The organism is Chryseobacterium sp. CS3K3.1 (assembly GCF_059515165.1).
Window position 1 is genome coordinate 45,249 of sequence record NZ_JCAKRV010000005.1, and the last position, 26,333, is coordinate 71,581.

Consider the following 26,333-nt stretch of genomic DNA (forward strand, 5'->3'; position numbering starts at 1 on the left):
AAAAATCTGATCATGAGCAAGACTAAATATTCAGAAAAAGCTCAGGACAAAGTAGGAAAAGTAATGCACGAATTCAAGGAAGGGAAATTAAAGTCTTCTTCCGGAAAGAAAGTGACAAGCAGAAAACAAGCCGTAGCCATCGGTATTTCTGAAGCACGGGAAAAAGGTATGAAAGTACCATCAAAAAAGAAAAAATAAGTAATTCATCATCCGGAAAGATCAACTTTCCGGATTTTTTTTATCTGATTCGGAATTTCGAGATGAAGTGAGATAAATGGAGTATATGAAAATCAAGTGATTTGCTTTTCTAAGCCGTGATTTTTTTATGTCTTGATTTTGTTGTTTGTAAAATGCTGTAAATGTGTGATTTGTATATTTGGTGTATTTGTGATGTAGCTTACTTTGCAAGAATTTGTGCTTTTTTGTTGCAAATTCGCATCACATTCATAACTTATTAGATCTTATTTCAAACAAAACACAAATGATGAAAAAGAATTCGTAATGTTTCGTGGATGTTTAAAGTTTTTCTTTTTTCAATATTAATCAATAACAGCCTTGGGGATCTTTCCTTTAATGTTGCAATGCAACTCACATTCTTACAAGGCTGATTTTAAAAACCAATTGATATGGTCAGAGTTTCAACTTTAAAATCAGTTTATATTCTCCTATTGATTTTATCATTTACTGTAATTGCAGGACAATCCCCCAAAAAATCCAAACTCAATGTAATTTTTATTGTCGTTGATGACCTGAGACCGGAACTGGGAGTTTATGGTAATTCAATCATTAAAACACCTAATATTGATAAGCTGGCACAAAGAGGTACAACATTCACCAATGCCTATTGTCAGGTGGCTGTTTGTGCTCCTTCAAGAGCAAGTGCCTTAACAGGTTTAAGGCCGGATTCCACAAAAGTGTGGGTGCTGGGAGAAGAATTTCGTAAAATACATCCTGATGTCGTCACAATTCCACAGCAGTTCGAAAAATTCAATTATCATACAGTATCTATCGGAAAGATTTTTCATAATCATATGCCTGATTCCATCTCTTTCCGGGAACCGGATCTCCGTCCTGAAGGATATGCCGTTAAAAATATGATAGACAGGGATCCCGAATCTTTTTATTTCAGTGGTGAACTTAAAACTGAGCTTGCTGCCAAAAGATTGGAAAGATTGGCCAAAGATCCTAAAAGATATGGTAACGGCTGGGCATATGGACGTTCTGTAGAAGCCGCAAACTGCCCTGATGATTCATTGTATGACGGAGCTCAGACATCGCTTGCCATTGAGACGATCAACCGTATTAAAAATAAAAAGAAACCTTTCTTCCTGGCATTGGGGTACTTCAGACCGCATTTACCCTTTGTAGCTCCCAAAAAATACTGGGATCTTTATAATCCTATGGAAATACCAATAGCGGATAACAGCTTTATTCCGTTCAACGCACCAAGTATGGCCATGTATAACCAAAGAGAGATGACTGCTTGCTATGACCTGGAATACGTAAAACATCCTGCCTACTTCAGAATGCCGGAAAAAGAAGCCAGAATGCTCAAACATGGGTATTATGCTTCTGTAAGTTATGTTGATGCCTGTATCGGAAGACTTGTAGATGAGCTTGAAAAACAAAAATTAATAGATAATACCATTATTGTATTATGGGGCGACCATGGCTGGAAACTGGGGGAGCATAACGCCTGGGGAAAGCAGACTAATTATTTAAATGATACCCGTGTTCCTCTTATTGTATATGCACCTGGAATGAAAAATCCGGGAAGTAAGAGCAATGAATTGGTAGAGTTGGTAGATCTTTATCCTACCCTGTGTGATCTCGCAGGAATAGAAACTCCTTCTTATCTGCAAGGAACGAGCTTTAAAAAACTTCTCAATGAAAATAGCGTGGAATGGAAAGGAGCCGTATTCAGCCAGTTTCTGCGTCCGGAAGGAGAAGGAATAGATCTTAATAAAAAAAATTATATGGGATATTCAATGGTGACTAAAAATTATCACCTGATAGAGTGGTACTACTGGGATAAAGTAACCCAAAAGCCGGGAGAACTTGTAGCACGGGAACTTTATAATCTTACCTCAGATCCGAAAGAAAATTTCAATATTGCAGTGTATCCCGAAAATAAAGACATCCTTGACAAGCTTTCTGAACAGCGTAAAAAAGGATGGAAGGAAGTGAGAAATAAGCTGATGACAACTAAGTCTTATCAATAAAAAGAAAATGTATATCTCATGAAGAATTTCAATTTTTTAAAAATACTATTCATTATATCGATTTGTAACTGCATAGCGGTAAGAGGTGAAAATTTCAATAAAGCCAATCCTAAACCAAAAAGGACCACTATCAGGCAAACAAGACCCAATATCCTGTTTATTCCTATTGATGATTTAAGACCTGAAATGGGCTGCTATGGAAACACAGTTATAAAAACGCCTAATATGGACAAGCTTGCAGCAAGAGGAGTCGTTTTTAATAGAGCATACTGCCAGCAGGCTGTATGTAACCCTTCGAGGGCAAGCCTTCTGACTGGTTTGAGACCGGATTCTGTTCGTGTATGGGATCTTCAGACAGATTTCAGGAAAAACCTGCCGGATGTGATCACTCTTCCGCAGGTATTCAAAAATAACGGGTATTATACCGTAGGAATCGGAAAAACCTTTCATAACACTTTACCTGATGGTAAATCCTGGAATGAAGAACTTCATGTAAACGGATATCCCTTCGATCCTGATGCTGTGTATCAACTGGAGAAAAACAAGCTGATTCAGAAAGAAAAGGAACTTGCCCTTCAGAAAATAGGAAAAGGAAAACCGGATGCTTATGGATTTATCTATACAAAGGCCAATTCTGTTGAAATGGCCGACGTTGATGATGATGCCTATTATGACGGAGCGCAAACAACCATGGCCATTCAAAAGCTGAAAGAATTAAAAGGAAAAGATAAACCTTTCTTTTTTTCAGTAGGTTATTACCGTCCGCATTTGCCATTTAACGCTCCTAAAAAATACTGGGATTTGTATAACAGAAACGACATACCGCTTGCGAAAAATCAATTCATGCCTGAAAATGCTCCGGAATTTGCCGTACATGGTGACAGTGAACTGAGAGCTTATACAGACAGATCAGACCTGCCTTTACCATCGGAAAAGCCCTATGATGTGGAAAAGCAAAGAGAACTTCTCCATGCATATTATGCGTCTGTCTCTTATACAGACGCCCAGATAGGAAGGTTGTTAAAAGCTCTTGATGAATCAGGACTGAGTGAAAATACGATTATTGTATTGTGGGGAGACCATGGCTGGAAACTGGGAGAGCATAACAGCTGGTGCAAACAGAGCAACTACGAGATTGATACCAGAGTACCGCTTATTATCAGCGGGGCAGGAGTAAAAGCAAAAGGGAAATCCAGCAATGCTTTAACGGAGTTTGTGGATATTTACCCTACTTTATGTGATATGAGCGGAATAAAAATTCCCGATTATCTCCAGGGAACCAGTATAAAACCTTTGCTTTCGGATCCTGAACGTAAGTGGAAAACAGCAGCCTACAGCCAGTTTTTATTAGGAAGATTCGGAGTAAAAACGAGAGGTGTGCAAAATGTAGAAAGAATGGGATATGCTATCCGTACCGACCGGTACCGGTATGTAGAATGGTTCGAATGGAATAAAGAGACTGAAAAGCCCGGAGATTATCTGGCCAGAGAACTTTACGACCATAAAAATGATCCTGATGAAAATGTAAATATTGCTGAAGAAGTGTCATCCAAGAAATTAGTCGGTCAACTTTCCTTACAGTTGAAAAAAGGATGGAGATACAGTAAACCGAAATCATAAAACTGTAAATATTCAGACAAAAATGATGTTTACCCTCATAAAGATGATGATTTGTACAGGAATATTAAGTTTTGTAAGTTCCTGTCATAAAAATAAAATTGTGGAACCTGTGGGAAATAAGCCAGGACACACTTGCATGAATGTACCAAAACGATGGAATACTTTGGATTCTTCTCATGTCAGTTTTAATGGAAAAATTTCTCTGGAAGGAATGGTATTAATTCCTGGAGGAGAATTTGATATGGGAGGTGATAACAGCCAGGCTGATCCAGACGAATACCCTAAACACAGAGTAAAGGTTTCTCCGTTTTATATGGATATAACGGAAGTAACGAATGCCCAGTTCTGTAAATTTGTAAATGCTACAGGCTATATTACAACAGCAGAACGGAAACCAGATTGGAACGAATTAAAAAAGAATCTGCCCAAGGGTACTCCAAAACCTCCGGATAGTTTGTTGGTAGCTGCTTCATTGGTGTTTAAACCGACAACCAAGCCTGTGAATCTGAATGATTTCAGCCAATGGTGGAAATGGGTAAAAGGTGCGAGCTGGAAACATCCGCAGGGGCCGGCAAGCAATATTGAAGGAAAAGACAATTATCCGGTAGTGCATATAAGCTGGGATGATGCGCAGGCCTATTGTAAATGGTCAGGTAAACGTTTGCCCACAGAAGCAGAATGGGAATTTGCAGCACGGGGTGGATTAAAAAATAATATCTATCCATGGGGCAATGAACCCATCAATAAAGGGATCCCTAAAGCAAACAGCTGGGAAGGAAAGTTTCCGTACTTTAATGAAAAGAAAGACGGCTATGGTACCCTTGCCCCTGTAGAATCATTTAAAGCCAATGGATATGGATTGTATGATATGGCTGGAAATGTTTGGGAATGGTGCAGCGATTTATACAATTATGATTACTATCAAAAACTGGAAGGCAGACTGGTTTTAAATCCTCAGGGCGCTGACAGATCTTATGATCCTCAGGAACCTTATAGTGTTAAACGCAGTCTTCGTGGAGGGAGTTTTTTATGCAATGATAGCTACTGCAGTGGATACAGGGTTGCCCGGCGTATGAAAAGCAGTCCTGATACAAGTCTTGAACATACCGGATTCAGGTGTGTTCAAGACATTGCTCATTAATTCTATTTTTGATTATTATAGAGGATTCTGTAGTATTCATCCGCCATTCTGTCACTGTTGAAATGATCTTTCACATCATCCATTGCATTGTGCTGGATTTTTCTCCATTCATCAGGACGGTCGTAATAGGTGGGAAGAATTTCATTTTCAAGAATTTCATACAACTTATTTAAATCATAATTATCCTGTTCGTAAATACTCATATTCAGATAATCTGCTTTGGGCACTACGAAGGAGTTTTCTCCATGTTTGGCAAATTCCGGGATCCAGCCGTCATCTGTAGATAAATTGACAGATCCGTTCATGGCAGCCGTCATACCGGAAGTTCCTGAAGCTTCCCTTGGAACCCTTGGGTTATTAAGCCATACATCAGAACCCTGTTTTAAAGACTTGCTTAAAGAAAGTTCATAACCCGTAAGAACAGCCATATTTTTATGATTTTTACTTTCTTCTACCAGCGTGTTGAACGTAGAAATAGCAGAGTAGTCCATTGGGTAAGGTTTTCCTGCCCAGATAATCTGTACCGGATATTTTGGGTTGTTCAGAAGTCTGTAGAATCTTTCTTTGTCATGGAGAAGAAGTTCTGCCCTCTTGTAGCCGGCAAATCTTCTGGCCCAGACCATGGTAAAGACATTAGGATTAAATAAATTTCCTGTCTGATCTGCAACAATGCTGAACAGTTTTTTCTTCAGATATTTCTTACGGAAATCAAAAACGGTTGCGTCGTTTTCATCTTTTGCATTGTATAAAGGCTTATCAGACCAGTATTTAAATTCCTGAGCATTGGTGATAGACGTGATTTCACAGATTCCCGGATATTTATTCCACATGGCTCTGGAAACAACCCCATGAAGCTGGGAAACCCCATTGGCCATTCTTGCCATTCTCAATGCACATAGAGAATGATTGAAACGGTCATCATCAGATCCTTCAATCTTTTTCACTTCTTCCATGCTGTATCCTGAAAAATAGGACATGTCGTAACATAATCTGAAGCTGTGCTTTTCATTACCTGCTTCTTCAGGAGTGTGAGTGGTGAAAACCAGTTTTTCTTTAACTTTATTCAGATCTCCGTTATATTTTCTCAGGAGATAAAAAGCTGCCGGAAGCCCATGGGCTTCGTTAAGATGGTAAACTTCTCTCTCAATGTTCATTTCATCCAGTAGCTTGGCTCCTCCTTTCCCCAATAAAATATATTGAGCAAGTTTTGTAGATTCATTCGCATCATACAATTTGTGACAGATTGTTTTGGAAACATGATCATTTTCCGGAACATCTGTAGAAAGGAAAAACATGGGTGCCGTATTGAAGATTTCGGGATCAAGGTACCATACTTTTACCCAAACCGGAGCACTGTGGATTTCGATTTGAAATTTTATTCCTGTATCCTCAAGAAAACTGTACATCTTTCTCGTCCATACAGGTTGTAAAGTCTGATCGTGGTTTCTTGCCTGGTCATAATAACCAAATTTCCATAGGATACCGATTCCAATAAGATCCTGCTTAAAGTTATAGGCACTTCTCATATGAGATCCTGCCAGAAAGCCAAGTCCTCCAGAATATATTTTAAGTACCTGCTCAAGAGCAAATTCCATTGAGAAATAAACGGCTTTTTTTGAATATTGAGGATTAATCGTGTAAGGTATTCTGAAATTCCTGAAATCCATAAATGTGGGTTTGTGTTTAAAAAGGCAAAGGTATTAATTATGAAAATAAACTTTACATTAATTAATCGATAAATTAATTAAAAACTAAGTGTTGAATTATTTTTTTGCTTATCTTTAAGAGTGTAAATTTTTGATTATCAAAAACTTTTAATGATGAAAGCCAATGGCTGCATGTGTTCTTTAATTAAATAAAAAAATCACACATGAAAAAGACATTTTCTGATGAAGATCTGATCAAGAATCTGAGTTTATATTACCTGAACAGGCATTTGAAAAAAAAGCCCATAGAGAAGTATCACCGTACCATAGACGAATCTCCGCTGCACGACCGTGAAAAATACAGAAAGAAATCCGAGATTCTTCTTCTCAACTCTTTTATGCATCATTTTCCCGAAGTGAAATTTGAAAACCTTACCTGCGAGAGTCCGGACTTTATCGCCAAACTGAACGACAAAAAAATCGGAATAGAACTGACCGAAGTAATCAACCATCTGGAAATGAAAAAAGTGGAAAGCACTTTAAACAAGATGTTCCGTCAGGCAGAAATAGTATTAGAACAGGAAGACACTACGAAATATCGTGGTGTTTATTTTTTGGAATTCCACCCGGCAACCAAATTTGATAATCTGGAAGTACAACAGGAAAACGTTATCAGTATTTATAAAAGCATTAAAAAAAATAAGCCTGTAGGCTGTGTAAAAAGTCTGAGGAAATCTTTTCACCGCAGAAATGTCTTTATCACCCATGAGTACAGCATGAATTTATTTGATGAACTGTGCTCCGAAAAGATTCTGGAACTTATTGAAAAGAAGAACGAAAAATTCCCTTATTATGACACCTCAGTAGATGAATGCTGGCTGGTGATTGTTTCCGATATGAATTCTATTGCCTCAAGATATACCTTCATTCAGGATAAGGAACATCTGAAAGAAGTAAAAAGCCCTTTCCATAAAATATTTCACCTGGAAAATCTTTGTGGAAATATTACAAGTATAAAATAAATAGGATGTATATTTGATTATTTGCTGTATAATTTGATATAATGTGGATTATTTTAAATTATTCTATGTTTTAATTTGTAATAGTTTAAAATTGTTTAGATTTTATTGTTTTTAATTAAAATAAGGTTATATTTGATGTGTATTGATTATCAATGCAATGTGTAACTGATATAACCATAAAAACATTAAATCTATGAGGAAACTTTTACTTTTCATACTTCTATGTCTCTCTCATACTTTCTATGCCCAGGCTGACTGTGCTACTGCACTTTCCGTTTGCGGAAACTCAAATATCACATATAGCCCTACCGGATATGGTAATATTAAGGAATTGGTCAACTCCGGAAGCTGTATAGATTTTACGGGAGAACACAACTCAATCTGGTATAAAATTACAATCGCTACAGGAGGTACACTTACCTTCGACCTTGTCCCGAATAATCCTGATGCCGATTATGACTGGGCGATTTTTGGTCCTAATGTAAACTGTGGAAATTTAGGATCACCAATCCGTTGTAATGCTGCAACAGTTATCGGACCCGGGCCTGCTACAGGATTGAATATGACAAGCACGCTTCTAAGCGCTGCAGGAGGTTCCCTGACTCCTTATTGCAGATATCTTGATGTTTTACCGGGACAGACTTATTATTTGTTTATCGACAACTGGGTAAGCAGTACCAGCTCTACAACCGCTCCGTTTTCTTTGACATGGGGAGGAACTGCCACACTGGCTTCACCATTTACAGATCCGGCTATTCAGACCCAGCCATTTATTCCTCCGGGCATTCCTGCAGCGAATCCTGCAGACCCACGGGAAGTGGTAATATGCTCTGTTACAGCTTTATTTGATTTTTCTACATTATCCTCCGGAATTCTTAATGGAAATCAAAACTTTGGAGTAAGTTATCATCTGAGTCAGAATGATGCCTTAACGGGGAATAACCCTATTACAGCTCCTATTACAGTCAATACAACAACGGTCTATTATTACAGTATCAATTATACCGATCCGGCTAATGCATCTAATCCGCTCAACAAATGTAAGCAGGTTGGAACATTTAAATTTAAAAATGGTTCCATCACAGCTACAAACGCAACGTTGACCCAGTGTAACAATAATAATGCAGGGACAGCTTTATTTGATTTAACCACGGCAAATGTTATTGCAAACCCTAATGTTACTAAGAAATATTATCCTACAATGGCGGATCTCAATGCCGGAACCAACGAGATTACCAACCCAATGGCATTTGTGTCTGCAGAAGGGATTATTTACGTAAAAGTAATATCGGAATTTGGCTGTACTGCAGTGGCACAGATTACGTTGAAATTTTATCCCGTTGTAGTCGTGAATGAAACAACTTTGAGATCGTGCTTCATCGAATCCAGCCCAGCCACCGCTTCTTTCAATCTTGTCAATGCTTCAGTAACCGGGCAGACCAATCCGACAAAAAAATATTATCCTTCATTGACAGATGCTGTTAATCAGACCAATGAAATCCTGAATCCTAATAATTACATTGCACCCAATGGTTTTGTGTACATAAGGGTTTCTAATGCTCAGGGTTGTTATAATGTGGCTAAAGTTACTTTGATCGTTATTCCGCCTGTCTATTCTGATAAACTTAAAGATGTGACTATTTGTGCAGAAGACCAGACTACGCTGGATGCAGGACCCGGATTTAAAAGTTATGAGTGGAGTACAGGAGCTACTACACAAACCATTAAGGCAGGAATAGGAGTATATTGGGTAAAACTTAAAACAGGAGAATGTGTGACAACACAAACGGTAAAAGTGCTTCCTTCCGAGCAGCCGGTTGTTTCCGGGATTGATATTTCGAACAACACAATCACAGTATCCGTAATAGGTGGAACTCCTGCTTATAAATATTCAATTGATAATATCATCTGGCAGGATTCCAATGTTTTCAGTAACCTTTCCAGAGGAGATCATAAAGTATATGTAAAAGATGCTTATGACTGTGATCCGATAGAAATTGGAATTGTTGTCCCTAATTTGATCAACGTGATAACTCCTAATGCAGATGGAATCAATGATATGATTGATTATTCAGCCCTGGCCGGGAAACAAAATCTGATCATGAATGTTTTTGACCGTTATGGAAATAAAATCTTCCAGGCAGACCGATCCAACGGCTACAAATGGGATGGAACCCAAGGTGGAAGAAGAGTACCTACAGGTACATACTGGTATTCTATCACATGGAATGAAAATGATAAAAAGAATACGGCCATTAAATATACAGGCTGGGTTCTGGTGAAAAACAGAGAATAATAATAAAACAGATAGAAAAAACCACTTCAATTGAGGTGGTTTTTAGTTTTAAAAGTTATTAAATTAGGAAATAAAATAGAAAGAATGAAAGACCTGTTTGTAAAACGCTTTGAGTATTATAAATCGCTTGGTGATAAAACCTTTGAACAGTTAACAGATGAGCAGATGTTCTGGCAGTATAATGAAGAAAGTAATTCTATTGCTGTGATTGTGAAACATCTTGCAGGAAATATGCTTTCACGATGGACTAATTTCCTTACCGAAGATGGTGAGAAATCCTGGCGTAACCGTGACGAAGAATTTGTCAATACTTTTACTACTAAACAACAGGTTCTTGATTTTTGGGAACAGGGTTGGGAATGCTTTTTTGATGCTCTTGATAAAATAAACGAGGAAAATCTCTACTCAACAACATATATCAGGGGAGAAGCACATCCGGTTATTGATGCAGTTCTTCGTCAATTGGCTCATTATCCTTACCATATTGGTCAGATTGTTTATATCGCTAAAATGATAAAGAATGAAAATTGGAATACACTTTCTATTGCCAGAAACCGGTCTCAGGAATTTAATACAGAAATGAAAACCAAATTTTCAGGTCAGGATTCGGCACCCAATTCGTCGCCCGTCTGCTTTCAAAACAGCTCCGAAGTAAGAGATGAATATAAACAATAGATTGAATCAATCTTGAGTTCTTATTAAAATTACTATCTTTGCACCCATAAAATTCAGGAGTAACAAATGTCTACTTTTCACAGAACTGCCGCGTTTCATACACTGGGCTGCAAATTAAATTTTGCAGAAACATCTACTATTGCCCGTCAATTAACAGATGCAGGTTATGAGAAGGTAAGTTTTGATGAAAAAGCCAATGTCTATGTTATCAATACCTGTTCGGTGACAGAAAATGCTGACCGTGAATGTAAACTTCACGTGAAAAGAGCAATGAAAGCCAATCCGGAAGGACTGGTGGTAATTGTTGGATGTTATGCACAGTTAAAACCTGAAGAAATTTCACAGATTGAAGGAGTTGACCTGGTTTTAGGAGCAAAAGAAAAATTCAATATTCTGAGCTACCTTGACGATTTGGAGAAATCTGAAAGTGAAGGTGTAGTTCACTCATGTGAAATTGAAGAAACCGATTTCTTTATCGGAAGTTATTCTATAGGAGACAGAACCAGAGCTTTTCTGAAAGTACAGGATGGCTGTGATTACAAATGTACTTACTGTACCATTCCATTAGCCAGAGGAATTTCACGTTCTGATACGATCGAAAATGTTCTCAGAAACGCCACGGAAATCGCGGCAAAAGACATCAAAGAAATTGTTCTTACAGGAGTAAATATTGGTGATTACGGTAAAGGGGAATTTGGAAATAAAAAACACGAACATACCTTTCTTGATCTTATTTCAGAGCTGGATAAAGTAGAAGGAATAGAAAGAATACGTATATCTTCCATCGAACCTAATCTTTTGAAAGATGAAAGTATTGAACTTGTTTCTAAAAGCAAAAGCTTTGTTCCGCATTTTCACATCCCGTTACAATCCGGAAGCGATGATCTCTTGAAAAAGATGAAACGTCGTTACCTGACCAAACTGTATAACGACAGAGTAAACAAGATCCGCGAGGTAATGCCTGATGCAGCTATCGGAGTAGATGTTATTGTAGGATTCCCGGGAGAAACAGAAGAAAGATTTATGGAAACCTATAATTTCCTTAATGAACTTCCTATCACTTACCTTCACGTATTTACCTATTCTGAAAGAGAAAATACGGAAGCTGCTGCTATGGACGGAGTAGTTCCCGTAGCGGAAAGAAAAAAACGTAATAAAATGCTGAGAATTCTTTCTGAAAAGAAGAAAATGGCATTTTATCAGACCCAATTGGGAAAAACGCTGCCTGTTCTTTGGGAGCACGAAAATAAAGACGGGAAAATGTTCGGCTTCACAGAAAACTATGTGAGAGTCCAGAAAGACTATGATCCTGCATCCGTAAATCAAATTGAATTTCTAAATTTAGAAAAAATCCTGTCAGATGGCACGGTTTCTGTGCAATCTTCTTACCAAAATTTTTTAGCAAAAGCGTAGGCTCTTTGCTAAAATTCTACTAAATTTATTTTTAAACTTTTAAATACTACATTCATGAGAGATAAGTTTTTATCTTGGGGAATTGTATTAGTAGCTGCTACATGGATTATAGCAATACTGATCAGAGCGCATTATTGGATACCTACGCTGTTATCCGCAATTTATGCATTGGGTGTTTACAATGCTTACCAATCGAAACATGCTATTTTGAGGAACTTTCCTGTATTGGGATACTTCAGGTATTTTTTCGAAAGTATTTCACCCGAAATGCAGCAATACTTTATTGAAAGGGAAACAGATGGGAAGCCATTTCCAAGAAACCAGCGTTCTGCAGTATACAGACGTGCAAAAAATTTAAGCGATACGGTAGCTTTTGGTACGCAGCTGGAAGTAAATCACAGAAAGTATGAAGGGATCAAGCATTCTATTTATGCAAAATCACCATCAGAAGAACTTCCGAGAGTATGGGTTGGAGGAGAACAATGTACACAGCCTTATCATGCTTCTTTATTTAACATCTCAGCAATGAGTTTCGGGGCCTTGAGTGACAGAGCACAGATTTCACTGAATAGAGGCGCAAAAAAAGGAAACTTCTATCATAATACAGGGGAAGGAGGGATTTCACCTTATCACCTGGAAGGAGGAGATCTTTGCTGGCAGATCGGAACAGGGTATTTCGGATGTCGAGACGGCGAGGGAAAATTCAATCCTGAATTATTTACAAAATATTCCACTCTTCCTAATGTGAAAATGATTGAAATCAAATTATCACAGGGAGCAAAACCAGGACATGGGGGAGTGCTTCCGGGAGTAAAAAATACACCGGAAATTGCAGCGATTCGTCATGTCACACCGGGAATGACTGTTATTTCACCACCCTCACACAGCGCTTTTTCTGATGCAGCCGGATTGTTGAGGTTTGTACAGCAATTAAGAGACCTTTCCGGAGGAAAGCCGGTTGGTTTTAAACTTTGTATCGGTGATACCAAAGAATTTGAAGATATCTGTGTACAGATGAATGTTCTGAAAATTTATCCTGACTTTATTACTATAGACGGAGCAGAAGGAGGAACAGGAGCTGCACCACCGGAGTTTTCAGATGGAGTAGGGATGCCATTGGAGCCTGCTCTGATATTTGTGAACAGAACCCTTAATAATTATAACCTGAGAAGCAAATTAAGAGTGATTGCCAGCGGTAAAGTTCTTACCAGTCTTGATATTCTGAGAGCCATTGCTATGGGAGCAGATATGTGTAACAATGCCAGAGGGTTTATGTTCTCTTTAGGATGCATCCAGGCCTTGAGATGTAACTCCAACAATTGCCCTACAGGAGTTGCTACACAGGATAAAATGCTTATTAAAGGATTGGATGTAACAGATAAGGCAGAAAGAGTATATCACTTCCACAAAAATACACTCCATACCTGTAATGAATTAATTGCTGCTGCAGGAAGAAGCTCTTATGAAGAAGTAGATGCCACCATGTTTATGAGAGGCGATGAGTTTGATCACCTTGCAGACCTTTATTTCCCTGATATCTTAGGAAATGTAAAACAGAAAGCAAGACCGTAATTACAGTTTACATCATAAAAAAACACCGTTTGAATAACGGTGTTTTTTTATATAATTATTTTTTATTTTATTGCTGTTGTTCCTGTGTTTGTTTGTCATCACTTGGTCTGTCCTCTCGTCCATAAATCTGAAAGTTGAATACAAAAGATTTATTTCTGTAAGAGGTATTTAAATATGGATAATGGGGGTTTCTTGCAAAAGCAGCTCTGGAAGGAACAATGATTACTCCTTGTAAGTTATAAGGAGTCTCATTTTTCAGATTATTAAATGCTTTAAATTTCTGTAAAGCTTCTCTGAACCCAGGGATTTGATAATATTTTGCTTTTTTTGCAGCATCAGTAGTACCAGCTTCCAGTATTGATCTTTTTACATAATAATATGTAGGATCAATAACAGGAACACCTGTTCCGTCAATAGTATTTAAGAAAGCAGCTTTTGATGTAAATGAAGTGTTTCCGTCAGAATTAACTGCCAGGTAAGAGTATGCTCTTCCCATGATTTTAATAATATCAGTATCTCCGATGGTTTTTGCAGAATCAGCAGGTGTAGGCTGAGCTCCGCTTCTGACAATGTAAATGGTTCCTGAAGGTAGTGTTATGGGACTCAGTTCAGAAAGCTTCTTTTCAGTATCATCCGCAGTATCTGTAGAACTGAAAGCTTTTATATTACCCTGTGCATCCAGATAATTCTCATCCATGAATTTCTTAATGGCCTGATCATCATACGTATTTTGCGTAGCAACATCTTCCGGCTCTACATAGGTTGATACATCATCATCTTTCTTACAAGCAGAAAAACACAAAGATCCTGCAAGGATATATAAAAATATTTTTTTCATTTCAAAAAACTTTAATTACTTTACAAATAATATAACGGCAAAAGTATAAAAAAATATGAGAATAGATAAATTTTTATGGAGCATTCGTTTTTATAAGACGAGAAGTATTGCAGCAGAGGAGATTAAAAAGAACAGAGTTTCTATAGGAACGTCTGCCGTAAAGTCGTCTAAAGAGGTAAAAGAAGGAGATACGATCAAAATCCGTAAGAATCAGATTGATTATAAAATAAAGGTAATTCAGATTCCTAAAAGCAGAATTGGAGCCAAGCTGGTGCCTCTTCACATTCAGGACGTCACAGATAAAGAGCAATACGAATTGCTGAAACTTCGTAAAATGTCACAGGACTATTACAGAAACAAAGGAGAGGGAAGACCTACCAAAAAAGACAGAAGAGAAATGGATGAATATGTAGGCAATGATATCGACTCCGATTTTACAGACTGGGATGATTTCTTTGGTGAGACCGGAGGTGAAGGTGAGGATGAAGATTAGTATAAAAATAAAAAAGCTCTAGAGATAGAGCTTTTCTATTATTTCGTTAACGATGTCTTCCGGTTCTCTGGAATCTGTCCCGACAGTGAATTGTGCTTTGCTGTAAAACTGATTTCTTTCAAATAAATGTTTGGCAATAAATTCCGGCAGGTCTTCATCTGATATATTGGCAATCAGCGGCCTTTTTTCTTTCTGTTTTGAAAGTCTTTCCACCAGTGTTCCCACTCCGGTTCTTAAAAAAACGCTCTTGGAGTTGTGATTAATGATCTCCATGTTATTATAATATACCGGGGTTCCTCCGCCCAGACTTAAAACTACATTTTCTTCAGAAGCCAATATCTCTTCAAGTGCCTCCCTTTCCAGTTTTCTAAAGTAAATCTCTCCCTTTTTCTCGAAAATTTCAGGGATGGTTAATTTATTTCTTCTGGAAATCTCTTTATCGAGGTCAATTAATTTAAAATCGATTTTTTCGCTTAATATTTTGGAAATGTGCGATTTGCCACTTCCCATGTATCCGATCAATGAAATTACCATGAATTTTTTTTAAACAAATTTGCGAAAAAGTTTTGAGATAAAGAAAAAAGTCATATCTTTGCACCACTTAAAACAAGGGACATTACTTAAATGAAAACTTGTTGCACAAGTGGCCGACTCGGTAGCTCAGCTGGTAGAGCAATACACTTTTAATGTATGGGTCCTGGGTTCGAATCCCAGCCGGGTCACTAGCAATAATAATTACTTAATTTGTGATTTTATTGCCTGCGTGGTGGAATTGGTAGACACGCCATCTTGAGGGGGTGGTTTCCTAAGGATGTGCTGGTTCGAGTCCAGTCGCAGGCACTGCAAAGAAAATTTTATAATTAATATTGAAATTTATTTCATTTTAATTGTGGCCGACTCGGTAGCTCAGCTGGTAGAGCAATACACTTTTAATGTATGGGTCCTGGGTTCGAATCCCAGCCGGGTCACAAGTTTACTGAAAAGTAAATTTTTTTCATATTAATATTTTGTGATTTGGTGTTTCAAAGGCTTCCTTCAGGAGGCCTTTGATTTTTGTATGAATCAAGGTTGTGAATGGTGTTAGCCTTACTTTATTCAATAAAAAAATCCCCAACTAAGTCAGGGATCTGATATTTAAATCCGGAAAGATTAATCCAGATGCATATTGTCAATTAATCTTACACCATCTACTACCACTACAATAAATGCTCTGAAGCTTCTGTCTTTATAGAAAAAATCAGTCTCCTGTAATGTTTTTTCATCAGCAATCAGGAAATATTCCAGTTTCATTCCCTGCTGGTCATCAAAAATATCAGCTACTCTTTCCTTGATTTCCGGAATCGTAACAGTTCTGAACCAGTCGTTTACTTTTTTTAAAGTCTCATAAATTACTTTAGAAGCTTCTCTCCGGTCTTCATGAAGCCTTTGATTTCTTGAGCTTAGCGCCAGTCCGTTTTCTGCCCTGTAAATAGGAACTCCGGTTATTTTAACTGGAAGATGCTTTTTCTCTACCATTTTTTTAATAATAGCAAGCTGCTGGAAATCTTTTTCACCAAAATAAGCATTATCAGGCTTTACCTGTCTGAAAAGTTCTTCTACAACAGTTCCTACACCATCAAAATGGCCCGGTCTTGATTTTCCTTCCATCTCATTTTCCAGTCCGTCAAAATCATATCGCTGGCTTTCTGCTTTCTCAGGGTAAATATCTGCTACCTCCGGAATATACACTGCATCTACAAGACCAGAATTCTGAAGAATAAGTATATCTCTGTTGACGTCTCTTGGATATTTTTCAAGATCTTCAGGATTGTTAAATTGAGTTGGATTTACAAAAATCGAAGAAATAACAAGATCATTTTCCTTTCTTGCCTCTTCATACAGAGAAAGATGGCCTTTGTGCAGGGCACCCATGGTAGGGGCAAAGCCAATTCTTTTTCCCATTTCTTTCTGTCTTTCAATGAAATCCTGAAGGACTTTTCTGTTTTTTAGAACTTCCATAGTTTATTTTAATACTATTTCAAAAATACTAAAAATATCGCATAATAATATGTGGTTTTAATAATTTGAAAAGGGAATTTTCGTAAAAAAATGTTAATTAAAATAATGTTGGATGTTTTTTTGTAATTTTGCACATTAAAGCATTTTTACAAAAATTAGATAGAAAGTTTATGCCGAATCAAAAAATACTGTACATTACTACAGAGATGTATCCATATCAGGAAGATACAAATATGGCTGCAGTGGTAAACAAAATGGCACTTAAGATGCACCAAGAAGGCAATGATGTAAGAGTTTTTATGCCAAGATTTGGACAAATAAGTGAGAGAAAATTCCAGCTTCATGAAGTAATCCGTCTTTCAGGGATGAATATTATTATCAATGATCTGGACCAGCCTCTGATCATTAAAGTAGCGTCTCTTCCGGGGGAAAGACTTCAGGTTTACTTTATTGACAATGAAGAATACTTCAAAAGAAAACAATATTATTTCGACGATGAAGGAAACCCTTTTGAAGACAATGACGAAAGAGCTATTTTCTTTGCAAGAGGAGTTATTGAAACCATTAAGAAACTAAACTGGGTGCCGGATGTTATCCATTTAAATGGATGGATGTCTTCTTTTGTTCCAATTTATCTTAAAACGTACTACGAATCAGATACGTATTTCAAAGACGCGAAAATCATACTTTCTCTTTACAACGAGAAAGATGCCGACCTGGATAAAAAGATTGACGAAAAACTGCAGTTTGATAATATTTCAGGATTAAAAGCGTTAGATAACCCAACGATTAAAAGTTTTGTTATCGAAAGTATGAACTATGTAGATGCCGTTGTGAAAGGTGACGAGTTTCTGGATGAAGACCTGGATAAGGCTTTCAATGAAACTGCTACCCAAAAATCAGAGTATCTGGACATAGATTCAATAAATCAACTTTATTAAAAAACACATTTTTAATGACTCATAATCTTAAAAGGACCTTCGCCATACTTTTGATGGCGTTTTTCGGAAGTACATTCCTTCATAACTGTGAACCGGACCCGGATTCTCTTGGCGAGCAGTTGTTTAATGATGATGCAGCACAAGGTAATGAAATTGCATATCCCGTTATCGCATACAATTATAGTAACAACGATTCAATCAGAAGTGATGCTGCCAGATTGATCAGTGCGGTAAGCGAATCTGGTGCGGCTTCCTATGTAGGTGTTCTTGGAGCATTTACTGAAAGCCAGTTTGGAATGCAGAAAGCTTCTTATGTTACTCAGCTGAGAATGCCGGTGGATAATTATGACTTTAACGGAGCCAATCCAAAAGTAGATTCTGTAGTTCTTGTAGTGAGACCACCTGCTAATACTGCTGCGAATACCTACTTCTTTGAAGGCGATTCATTAAAAACAAAAACACTTGAGAAAACTGATTTCCCGGTAGATGGAGTTGCTACAGCAGTTTCCATTGAAAAGAAAACGTATCCTGTTCGTAAATACGGTAAAACAACAGGTTCAAAATCGATGAAAATCAATGTACATGAAGTAACCACGTTCATCGATGCAAATGATGACAGTTTCAAACGTTCCAATAAAACAATAAGTACTGGTGAACTGTTAGGATCAGGAGTATTTGACGGTACTATAAGTTCTACATCTATCACTAAAAAATCTGACAACTCAGTTGTATTTACCGGAAACTTAGGATTCAGAATGAAGCTGAGTAATACGGATTTTTTCCAGACTCATATTCTTGATAAAAAAGGTAAGCCTGAACTTCAGGATGCTTCCAACTTCATCAGATATTTTAAAGGAATAAAAATTTCTGTGGATGAAACGGATAAATATCTTTACCAGTTCTCTCCTAATGATTTGCAGCTTATCATGTATTATAAATATGATAAAACAGAGAACGGAACAACAACAAGGCCACAGACAACCCTTAATTTCAACTTAGGAGGTTCTAATGCTCACCTCGGTCTGTATGAATATAGCAGATCCGGATCATCTTTTGCGGCTGCATTAGCTGCAAGTAACCCTGCTGAAGGAGATGAAAGACTTTTTGTTCAGGGAATGGGAGGACCTTCTGTGGTAGTTAAGATTAAAGATGAGACGATTGCAAAGCTTAAGGATATTTTTGTTAAAGATAAAGCAGGTATTGTAAGTGCTAAAATCAGAATCTATCTTGATGCTGCAACGTGGAAAAATACAGGTTCTACTGAAGACCGCAGATTTTCACTTTTAACCAATACATTAGATGCTGGTGGTAAAATTGATTACAAAAAACTGGCGTTTACTTCAGATCTTACCAACGGGCTTGGATTATATTATTTTAAAGATAAACCTGAGCCAGGTTATTATGATTTTGTTGTAACAAAAACAGTTAAGGATCTTGTAGAAGGTAAGAAAGAAACAGTAGATGGAACTGAACAGCTGGTTGTTAATAAACCTTTAATAATCAGTGCAGGAACATTTGCTGCCAATGCTACAGGAACCCTTTTAGGAGTTCGTAATACAACAAGAGCATTTGATATGAACAGAATTATTCTTACAGGAGTAGATAAAACCAATACGAATCCGAAGAGAATCCAGTTATTGGTGACTTACGGAACGAAAAAATAGAACAACAAACAACACTATACAAAATAAAATATGTGCGGAATAGTAGGATATACAGGATTTCAAGACGCTTATGAAATTGTAATTAATGGTCTTAGAAGATTGGAATATAGAGGGTATGACAGTGCCGGAATTGTTTTAGAAGGTTCAGATAACAAGCTGGAAGTAGAAAAAACAAAAGGCAAAGTGGAGGATTTGGTGAATATTTCCAAAGAGCTAAAAGGAAAGTCTAAAATTGGAATGGGACACACCCGTTGGGCAACCCATGGAGTTCCAAGTGACAGAAACTCCCATCCGCACTTGTCAAACAACGGGAAAATCGCAATTGTACACAATGGTATTATTGAAAACTATGATACCATTAAAACAATGCTTACTGAAAAAGGATTCACTTTCAAATCAGAGACAGATACTGAAGTATTGGTAAACCTTATCCAGTATTTTATGGATCTTAATCCTGAAATTGATTTCCCTACAGCAGTGAGATATGCATTGAATGAAGTATATGGAGCATATGCCATTACTGTACTTCATGAAGATTATCCGGGGGTATTGGTCGTAGGAAGATTAGGTTCTCCTCTTGCAATCGGAATCGGTGATAAAGAATATTTTATCGCTTCTGATGCTTCTCCATTCGTAGAATTTACAAAAGAAGCTATTTATCTTGAAGAAGGACATATGGCAACGATCTCTCTTGAAAACGGAGTAGATATCAGAACCATCAATGAAAACTCTAAAATTGAGCCTGAAATTCAGGAGCTTAAATTAAGCCTTGAACAGATTGAAAAAGGAGGATACGAGCATTTCATGCTTAAAGAAATTTTCGAGCAGCCTAAATCTGTACACGATACAATGAGAGGTAGACTTCTTGTAGATGAAGGAGTTATTAAAATGGCAGGAATCTGGGATCATGTTGAGAAATTCAAAAATGCCAACAGGATTATTATCATTGCCTGTGGTACTTCATGGCATGCAGGTCTTATCGGAGAATATCTGATTGAAGAATATGCAAGAATCCCTGTTGAAGTAGAATATGCATCAGAGTTCAGATACAGAAACCCGATCATTACAGATAAAGATGTGGTAATTGCTATTTCTCAGTCCGGAGAAACTGCTGATACAATGGCTGCCTTAAAATTAGCAAAAGAAAAAGGTGCATTTATATATGGTATATGTAATGTTGTAGATTCTTCAATTGCAAGAATTACAGATGCTGGTTCTTATACCCATGCTGGTCCGGAAATCGGGGTTGCTTCTACCAAAGCATTTACAGCACAGCTTACCATTCTTACTTTAATTGCCTTTAAATTAGGAAAACACAACGGAAACCTGGGAAATGCAGAATTTATGAGCTTAATTGCTGAGCTTGATGCTATTCCTAAGAAAATTGAAGATGTGCTCAATACCACTCACGAGCTTACGCAGAATATTGCAAAAGATTTTGTGAAAGCTACCAATTTCCTTTACCTGGGAAGAGGATACAATTATCCTGCAGCCCTGGAAGGAGCATTAAAATTAAAAGAAATTTCTTATATCCATGCAGAAGGATACCCGGCTGCAGAAATGAAGCACGGTCCGATTGCCCTGATCGACGAAAACATGCCGATTGTAATTATAGCGCCTAGAAAAGGCCACTATGATAAAATTGTGAGTAACGTTCAGGAAATTAAAGCGAGAAAAGGTAAAATTATCGCTGTAGTAAATAAAGGAGACCGTCAGGTGAGCGAAATGGCAGATTATGTTATCGAAATCCCTGAAACTTCAGAATGTTTCTCTCCAATCGTTGCTTCCGTACCTCTTCAACTGCTTGCTTATTATATTGCAGTATATAGAGGAGCCAACGTAGATCAACCGAGAAACCTTGCAAAATCTGTTACCGTGGAATAAAAAGTTGTTGTAAATAAAATAAATTTAGATTTCTTCCGTTATTTCAAAAAAAATCTTAAAAGTTTCTTAAAAAAATTATATATTTACGGCTTAATTATAAAAATTAACATGAAAAGGATATTTCTTTTATTATTGTCTGCGTCGGTAGCATCGGTATCTTGTTCAGGTGGTGGCAGCTCTTCTGTAGGGAAGCCAGGAACAAAAGGAGAATTGATACCAAGAGAAAAAACTAAATCATTTGTTGCGGAAAGACCATACGGAATGGTTGCAATTCCTGCAGGTTCGTTTGTTGCTGGTTTAGCAGACCAGGATCCGACAAATACGCCTGAAAAAGCATCATTGAAGACAGTTACTGTTTCTTCTTTCTTCATGGATGAAGCAGAAACTACCAATGCGGAGTACAGAGTATTTATCAATTATGTAAGAGACTCTATCGCAAGAACTTTACTAGCTGAAGCTGCCGGAGAAGGTGGTGATGAAGGCGGACGTAAAGGAGCAAGCATAGGAGATTACGCATACCTTGCTAAAAAAGAAGAAAATTTAACACCTTATCAAGAATATATGGAAGGCCAGGGAGGCCGTGAAGATGGAAGCTATGATGCCAGCAAAAGATTAGATTGGAAAATCCCTTTACACTGGAGCACATCAAAATATCCGGATGTAGAATACGCAGAAGTTTTAGAATCTATGTATCTGCCTTCTTCTTCAAGAATTGGAAACGAAAGAATTTTAGATGTTAGTAAGCTGAAATATACTTACCGTTGGGGAGATATGGACGCTGCTGTTGCAGATAACGAAAGAGGAGCTAACTACCTGAAAAGTGAAAGTATCGCAATCTATCCTGATACTACAGTTTGGGTAAAAGATTTCCACTTTGCTTACAATGAGCCATTGTTTGAACAGTATTTCTGGCATAAGGCTTATAAAGACTATCCTGTTGTCGGGGTTACCTGGGATCAGGCAAGGGCTTATTGTAACTTCAGATCTAAATTGAAATCAGATTACAACGAAAGTTTAAAAAGAAAAAAACAAAAACCATTAGTATTCCGTCTTCCAACAGAAACTGAATGGGAATATGCTGCCAGAGGTGGTATGCAAAATGCTACTTACCCTTGGGGTGGTCCATATTTAATGGATGACAGAGGTTGCTACCTTGCGAACTTCAAGCCTAAGAGAGGTAACTACATGGAAGACGAGAAAAAAGGTACTTATACATATACAGCTCCAGTTAAGAAATTTAAGAAAAATGGGTTTGGGTTATTTGATATGGCTGGAAACGTTTCTGAATGGACATTATCTTCTTTTAACAACTCTTCAGCTGGATTCACTTCTACATTAAATCCTTCTACTAAGGATAAAAAGGATACGAAGAAATCCGTAAGAGGTGGATCTTGGAAAGATATAGGATATGCACTGATGACAGGTGCCAGAGATTGGGAAAGAAAAGATTCCGCAAGAAGCTATATCGGATTCAGAACTGTACAGGACATTCCTGAAGCAGCCGTTAAACCAAGAAGAGTTAACAGATAACGAATCAGACAATTATTTTTCAATAACAATTTTATTTAACATTAAAAAAACTAACTCAATATGTTTAAGACTAAAGATGCTTGGATGAATTTCTTTTATTCATTCGGTGCTGCAATTGTAATTCTTGGAGCTTGGCTTAAAATTACTCACATTACCTTAGGACCTATTAACGGTAACATGGCTCTTACTGTAGGACTTATTACTGAGGCTATTATCTTTATCATCTTTGCATTTGACCCTCCAAAAACTGAAGAGTCTTATGCCTGGGAAAATGTTTATCCTGAGTTATTAGATAAACATGCGAATCCAAATCCTTTACATTCTAATGTAACAACTAAAAATACAAGCGCTCAATTTGCTGAATTGGAAAATTCTCTTTCCAGCAAATTGGATAAAATGCTTGAAGATGCCAGATTAGACGTTCAATTATTTGAAAGATTAAGAACAGGAATTGATAAATTCTCAAACTCTGTTGATCAGATCAATCAGACTGTTGACGTATCTGCTTCTACTCATAAATATAACGACCAGTTGAATAAAGCAGCTCAGCATATGGAAAGTATGAATGCACTTTATGCAATGCAGCTTGAAAGCGGTAAGAGACAATCTGAATTTGCTAACAAGTATGTTGCTGATATGCAGAAATCTGCAGAGCAGTCTGAAAAATTCAACCAAGAGCTACAAGGTTTAACATCTAATCTTAATAACTTAAATAGAGTTTATGGTGGTATGCTAACTGCTATGAAGTCTTAATTCCTAACCATTTCTAAATTAACTACTTAATCAAAAAAACAAAGAAAAGAGAATGGCACAAGGAAAACAGACCCCTCGTCAGAAGATGATCAACCTGATGTATTTGGTGTTCATCGCGATGATGGCCCTAAATATTGATGCAGAAATCATCAGATCATACTATGACTCTACCAGAGCATTGAATGAAACCAGAACTTTAACAGAAAGAAAGAACGAGAAGATCTTTGAAAGAACGTTGGAAGCTAAAGCTCAGCAAGTTCCTGATACCTACGCACAGCCTTGGGCTCAGTACAAAGTACTGAAAACCAAAATTGATGCATTGGTGAAATCTGCTCAGGATGTTAAAGATTTGTTGAAAAAACAATCTGAGTTTCACGATAAAGATCCCCAAACAGGAAAAGATATTGATGTAAGTGAAAACTTTGCTGCACTTAACAATAATGAAGCGACTACTGAATATTTCTTTAAGGAAGGAGATGAAAATACTCCATCAAAGAATGCACTGGATCTGAAAGCTAAAATTGATGATGTAAGAAACTACATCAACGCTACTTTCGGAAGCAATGCCCAGTTACAGGATTTAGTAGCCAGAGCCAATAAGTCTCTTATTGCGGAGTATCCTAAAGGAACATCTCCCAATGAGAAGACCTGGTTCCAGAATAAATTTTACCATCAGCCGCTAATCGCTGCAATATCTAATTTGGAAATTATCCAAAATGATGCCAGAAATGTTCAGTCTGATGCATTGGCACTTTTACTTCAGGAAAAAGTAGATGCGAATATCAAATTCTCAAGCTATGAGCCTATTGTTTCAGGTCCGGTAGATATCCAGGCAGGAAAACAGGCTGAAGTAAAAGTAATGTTGGGAACTTATTCTAACAGTAACAAGATCAGCATCTCTGGAGTAAGCAGAGTAGAAAACGGTAAAGGTGTTATGCAAATTTCAGGTTCTGGAATTGGTGAACATAAATTAGGTGGTACGATTACATTAACAGATGCTTCAGGGAAACCTCAGTCTTTCCCTTGGACACATACTTATAATGTAATTGCAGGACCAAGAGAAGTAAAACTTGAAAAAGGATTATTGCTTTCTGCCGATAAAATGAACGTTATGTATAGAGGACTTGAGAACCCTGTTTCAGGATCAATCTTAGGTGCTGACAATTCTAAACTTTCATTATCTGCAGCAGGAGCTACTGTGAAGAGTACAGGTCAGGGTAAATGGAATGTTACTCCTACAACAGGAAATGTAGTGAAGTTGACATTATCAGGAACAGATCCATATGGTAAAACAGTTTCTCAGGTATTTGAATACAGAATTAAGAATATCCCTAGACCACAAGGTCAGATCAGAGGTAAAGCTGTAAACTTTATGCCGGTAGGTTCTATTCCTAACCAGATTGTTTCTGCTACTTTACCAGACTTTGACTTCCCTGTTTCATTCACTGTTAACAGCTTTATTATTAAGCTTCCAGGAAAAGCAGGTACTCTGATTCAAGGTAGCTCACTATCAGGAGCAGAAGGTATGCTTAGAAACCTTAGACCTGGTGATGTAGTTCAGATTTATGATATTCAGGCTACGGCTACAGGATTGGGTAACCAGAGACTTAAGGAAATTTCACCTGTAATTATTAATGTTCAATAAGGTTAATTTGTAAAATCATATTATGAAAAAATATATTAGCACCCTTTTAGTTTTAGTTTCGGGATTCGCTTTTTCCCAGACTATTCTGAATGCTGCTTCTCCTGAGGAATTCAGACAAATGAGAGCTGAATCAATGAGAAAAGCAGGGGATACTGTTATCAGCAATAAAGTAAAGCCTCTTGAATATGGTTTCGTTGATGACAAGGATATTTACAAAAGTATGTTTGTTTGGGAAATCATTGATATGAATGATAAGATCAACCAGCCGTTTTATTATGACAATCCGGATGGTCTTCTTTCTAGCTCTACAAGATCATTATATCAATTATTACTTGATGGGGCCCTTAAAGGTGACATCAAAGAAGTTTATGATGACGAAAACTTCGTTACCAGACTTTCACCGGAAGCCATTCAGAAAAGATTGGAAAGTGTAAGACTTGACGAAGAAGCTATCGATATCCTTAACTCTGGAAGAACACTTACAGAAGACGAGAAGAAAAGATTAACAGATATCATCAGAACAACTACTGATAAAGTAAAAGTTCTTAAAGTGATGGGTATGTGGTTTATCGATAAAAGAGATGGTCAGATGAAATACAGACCGCTTGGTATCGCAGCTATGGGTCCGGATCCGACATCTGTTGGAAGAATTGGTCCTGATGGTCAGCCTTTAGCTGGTGCTGATGAACTGATCGATTTGTTCTGGATTTACTATCCAAGTGCTCGTGATATTTTAGCAAACAACTATGTTTTCAATAGAAAAAATTCTTCTGCTGACTTATCTTTCGATGATGTTATCAATGCAAGAAGATTCTCTTCTATTATCTACAAATCTTCAAGCGGTTTAGGAGATGGTACTATTAAAGACTATATTCCTAGAAACGCTGAAGAGCAGCTGGAAGAAAGCGACAGAATCAAAGCACAGATTCTTGACATGGAAAATGATATGTGGAATTACTAGATTTCACTTGATATTTATA

Annotated in this window: 21 protein-coding genes and 3 tRNA genes; 20 read left to right on the top strand and 4 right to left on the bottom strand. The window is 37.3% G+C overall.

Annotated elements, in window-relative coordinates; genetic code table 11:
- Positions 1-12: 12 nt before the first annotated feature.
- The 4 genes from AC5YGI_RS06550 to AC5YGI_RS06565 all read left to right on the top strand — a co-directional run bounded on the left by AC5YGI_RS06550 (position 13) and on the right by AC5YGI_RS06565 (position 4,983).
- Entirely contained in the window at positions 13-198 is a 186-nt protein-coding gene (locus tag AC5YGI_RS06550; protein WP_330745354.1) for a DUF6496 domain-containing protein, read from the top strand.
- 428 nt (positions 199-626) lie between these two features.
- Positions 627-2,222 carry a sulfatase gene (locus tag AC5YGI_RS06555; protein ID WP_496167843.1) on the top strand — a complete coding sequence of 532 codons (1,596 nt, stop codon included), beginning with the start codon at positions 627-629 and terminating at the stop codon, positions 2,220-2,222.
- Between the two features lie 18 nt (positions 2,223-2,240).
- The gene (locus AC5YGI_RS06560) at positions 2,241-3,842 is read left to right on the top strand and encodes a sulfatase (RefSeq protein WP_496167845.1); all 1,602 of its coding nucleotides are present in this window, start codon (positions 2,241-2,243) and stop codon (positions 3,840-3,842) included.
- Between the two features lie 22 nt (positions 3,843-3,864).
- Positions 3,865-4,983: a formylglycine-generating enzyme family protein gene (locus tag AC5YGI_RS06565; RefSeq protein ID WP_496167846.1), complete on the top strand. Its 1,119-nt coding sequence runs from the start codon at positions 3,865-3,867 to the stop codon at positions 4,981-4,983.
- A 2-nt stretch (positions 4,984-4,985) separates the two neighbouring features.
- Here the strand turns inward: AC5YGI_RS06565 and glgP are convergent, their stop codons facing one another.
- The gene (gene glgP / locus AC5YGI_RS06570) at positions 4,986-6,650 is read right to left on the bottom strand and encodes an alpha-glucan family phosphorylase (RefSeq protein ID WP_496167847.1); all 1,665 of its coding nucleotides are present in this window, start codon (positions 6,648-6,650) and stop codon (positions 4,986-4,988) included.
- Positions 6,651-6,853: 203 nt separating this feature from the next.
- On the opposite strand from glgP, the gene AC5YGI_RS06575 reads away from it, so the two are divergent.
- From AC5YGI_RS06575 to AC5YGI_RS06595, 5 genes are all read left to right on the top strand, one after another.
- Positions 6,854-7,651, top strand: a complete 798-nt coding sequence (locus AC5YGI_RS06575) for a hypothetical protein (RefSeq protein ID WP_330745360.1) — start codon at positions 6,854-6,856, stop codon at positions 7,649-7,651.
- A 193-nt stretch (positions 7,652-7,844) separates the two neighbouring features.
- Entirely contained in the window at positions 7,845-9,947 is a 2,103-nt protein-coding gene (locus AC5YGI_RS06580) for an FIDD domain-containing protein (RefSeq protein WP_496167848.1), read from the top strand.
- 84 nt (positions 9,948-10,031) lie between these two features.
- A complete protein-coding gene (locus AC5YGI_RS06585) occupies positions 10,032-10,622 on the top strand; it encodes a DUF1572 family protein (protein ID WP_496167849.1) in 591 nt (196 codons plus the stop codon).
- A gap of 66 nt (positions 10,623-10,688) precedes the next feature.
- On the top strand, positions 10,689-12,035 hold the full coding sequence (gene mtaB, locus AC5YGI_RS06590) for a tRNA (N(6)-L-threonylcarbamoyladenosine(37)-C(2))-methylthiotransferase MtaB (RefSeq protein WP_496167850.1): 1,347 nt from the start codon (positions 10,689-10,691) through the stop codon (positions 12,033-12,035).
- A 54-nt stretch (positions 12,036-12,089) separates the two neighbouring features.
- Positions 12,090-13,607, top strand: a complete 1,518-nt coding sequence (locus AC5YGI_RS06595; protein ID WP_330745363.1) for an FMN-binding glutamate synthase family protein — start codon at positions 12,090-12,092, stop codon at positions 13,605-13,607.
- Positions 13,608-13,674: 67 nt separating this feature from the next.
- Here AC5YGI_RS06595 and AC5YGI_RS06600 read toward each other — a convergent pair whose 3' ends face one another.
- On the bottom strand, positions 13,675-14,445 hold the full coding sequence (locus AC5YGI_RS06600) for a hypothetical protein (protein WP_330745364.1): 771 nt from the start codon (positions 14,443-14,445) through the stop codon (positions 13,675-13,677).
- Positions 14,446-14,500: 55 nt separating this feature from the next.
- Here AC5YGI_RS06600 and AC5YGI_RS06605 point away from each other — a divergent pair, with 55 nt between their 5' ends.
- Positions 14,501-14,938 carry an RNA-binding S4 domain-containing protein gene (locus tag AC5YGI_RS06605; RefSeq protein WP_202843448.1) on the top strand — a complete coding sequence of 146 codons (438 nt, stop codon included), beginning with the start codon at positions 14,501-14,503 and terminating at the stop codon, positions 14,936-14,938.
- A gap of 18 nt (positions 14,939-14,956) precedes the next feature.
- Here the strand turns inward: AC5YGI_RS06605 and AC5YGI_RS06610 are convergent, their stop codons facing one another.
- Positions 14,957-15,472, bottom strand: a complete 516-nt coding sequence (locus AC5YGI_RS06610; protein ID WP_047428102.1) for a shikimate kinase — start codon at positions 15,470-15,472, stop codon at positions 14,957-14,959.
- A 115-nt stretch (positions 15,473-15,587) separates the two neighbouring features.
- Here AC5YGI_RS06610 and AC5YGI_RS06615 point away from each other — a divergent pair.
- The 3 genes from AC5YGI_RS06615 to AC5YGI_RS06625 all read left to right on the top strand — a co-directional run bounded on the left by AC5YGI_RS06615 (position 15,588) and on the right by AC5YGI_RS06625 (position 15,906).
- Positions 15,588-15,660: transfer RNA gene (locus tag AC5YGI_RS06615), tRNA-Lys, on the top strand.
- A gap of 35 nt (positions 15,661-15,695) precedes the next feature.
- A tRNA-Leu gene (locus tag AC5YGI_RS06620) sits at positions 15,696-15,778 on the top strand.
- A 55-nt stretch (positions 15,779-15,833) separates the two neighbouring features.
- A tRNA-Lys gene (locus tag AC5YGI_RS06625) sits at positions 15,834-15,906 on the top strand.
- Between the two features lie 181 nt (positions 15,907-16,087).
- Here the strand turns inward: AC5YGI_RS06625 and panC are convergent.
- Positions 16,088-16,936 carry a pantoate--beta-alanine ligase gene (gene panC, locus AC5YGI_RS06630; protein WP_330745365.1) on the bottom strand — a complete coding sequence of 283 codons (849 nt, stop codon included), beginning with the start codon at positions 16,934-16,936 and terminating at the stop codon, positions 16,088-16,090.
- A 170-nt stretch (positions 16,937-17,106) separates the two neighbouring features.
- Here panC and AC5YGI_RS06635 point away from each other — a divergent pair, with 170 nt between their 5' ends.
- From AC5YGI_RS06635 to porN, 7 genes are all read left to right on the top strand, one after another.
- Positions 17,107-17,877, top strand: coding sequence for a glycogen/starch synthase (locus AC5YGI_RS06635; RefSeq protein ID WP_110009514.1), 771 nt, complete (start codon positions 17,107-17,109; stop codon positions 17,875-17,877).
- A 14-nt stretch (positions 17,878-17,891) separates the two neighbouring features.
- A complete protein-coding gene (locus AC5YGI_RS06640; protein WP_330745366.1) occupies positions 17,892-19,541 on the top strand; it encodes a DUF4270 family protein in 1,650 nt (549 codons plus the stop codon).
- Between the two features lie 30 nt (positions 19,542-19,571).
- Positions 19,572-21,425: a glutamine--fructose-6-phosphate transaminase (isomerizing) gene (gene glmS, locus AC5YGI_RS06645; RefSeq protein ID WP_110009512.1), complete on the top strand. Its 1,854-nt coding sequence runs from the start codon at positions 19,572-19,574 to the stop codon at positions 21,423-21,425.
- Between the two features lie 108 nt (positions 21,426-21,533).
- Positions 21,534-22,955: a T9SS ring complex lipoprotein PorK/GldK gene (gene porK, locus AC5YGI_RS06650; protein ID WP_110009511.1), complete on the top strand. Its 1,422-nt coding sequence runs from the start codon at positions 21,534-21,536 to the stop codon at positions 22,953-22,955.
- A gap of 60 nt (positions 22,956-23,015) precedes the next feature.
- The gene (porL, locus tag AC5YGI_RS06655; RefSeq protein ID WP_137904895.1) at positions 23,016-23,708 is read left to right on the top strand and encodes a type IX secretion system motor protein PorL/GldL; all 693 of its coding nucleotides are present in this window, start codon (positions 23,016-23,018) and stop codon (positions 23,706-23,708) included.
- 52 nt (positions 23,709-23,760) lie between these two features.
- Positions 23,761-25,353, top strand: a complete 1,593-nt coding sequence (porM, locus tag AC5YGI_RS06660) for a type IX secretion system motor protein PorM/GldM (RefSeq protein ID WP_110009509.1) — start codon at positions 23,761-23,763, stop codon at positions 25,351-25,353.
- A gap of 22 nt (positions 25,354-25,375) precedes the next feature.
- Positions 25,376-26,314, top strand: coding sequence for a type IX secretion system ring subunit PorN/GldN (porN, locus tag AC5YGI_RS06665; RefSeq protein WP_110009508.1), 939 nt, complete (start codon positions 25,376-25,378; stop codon positions 26,312-26,314).
- The last annotated feature ends 19 nt before the right edge of the window (positions 26,315-26,333 follow it).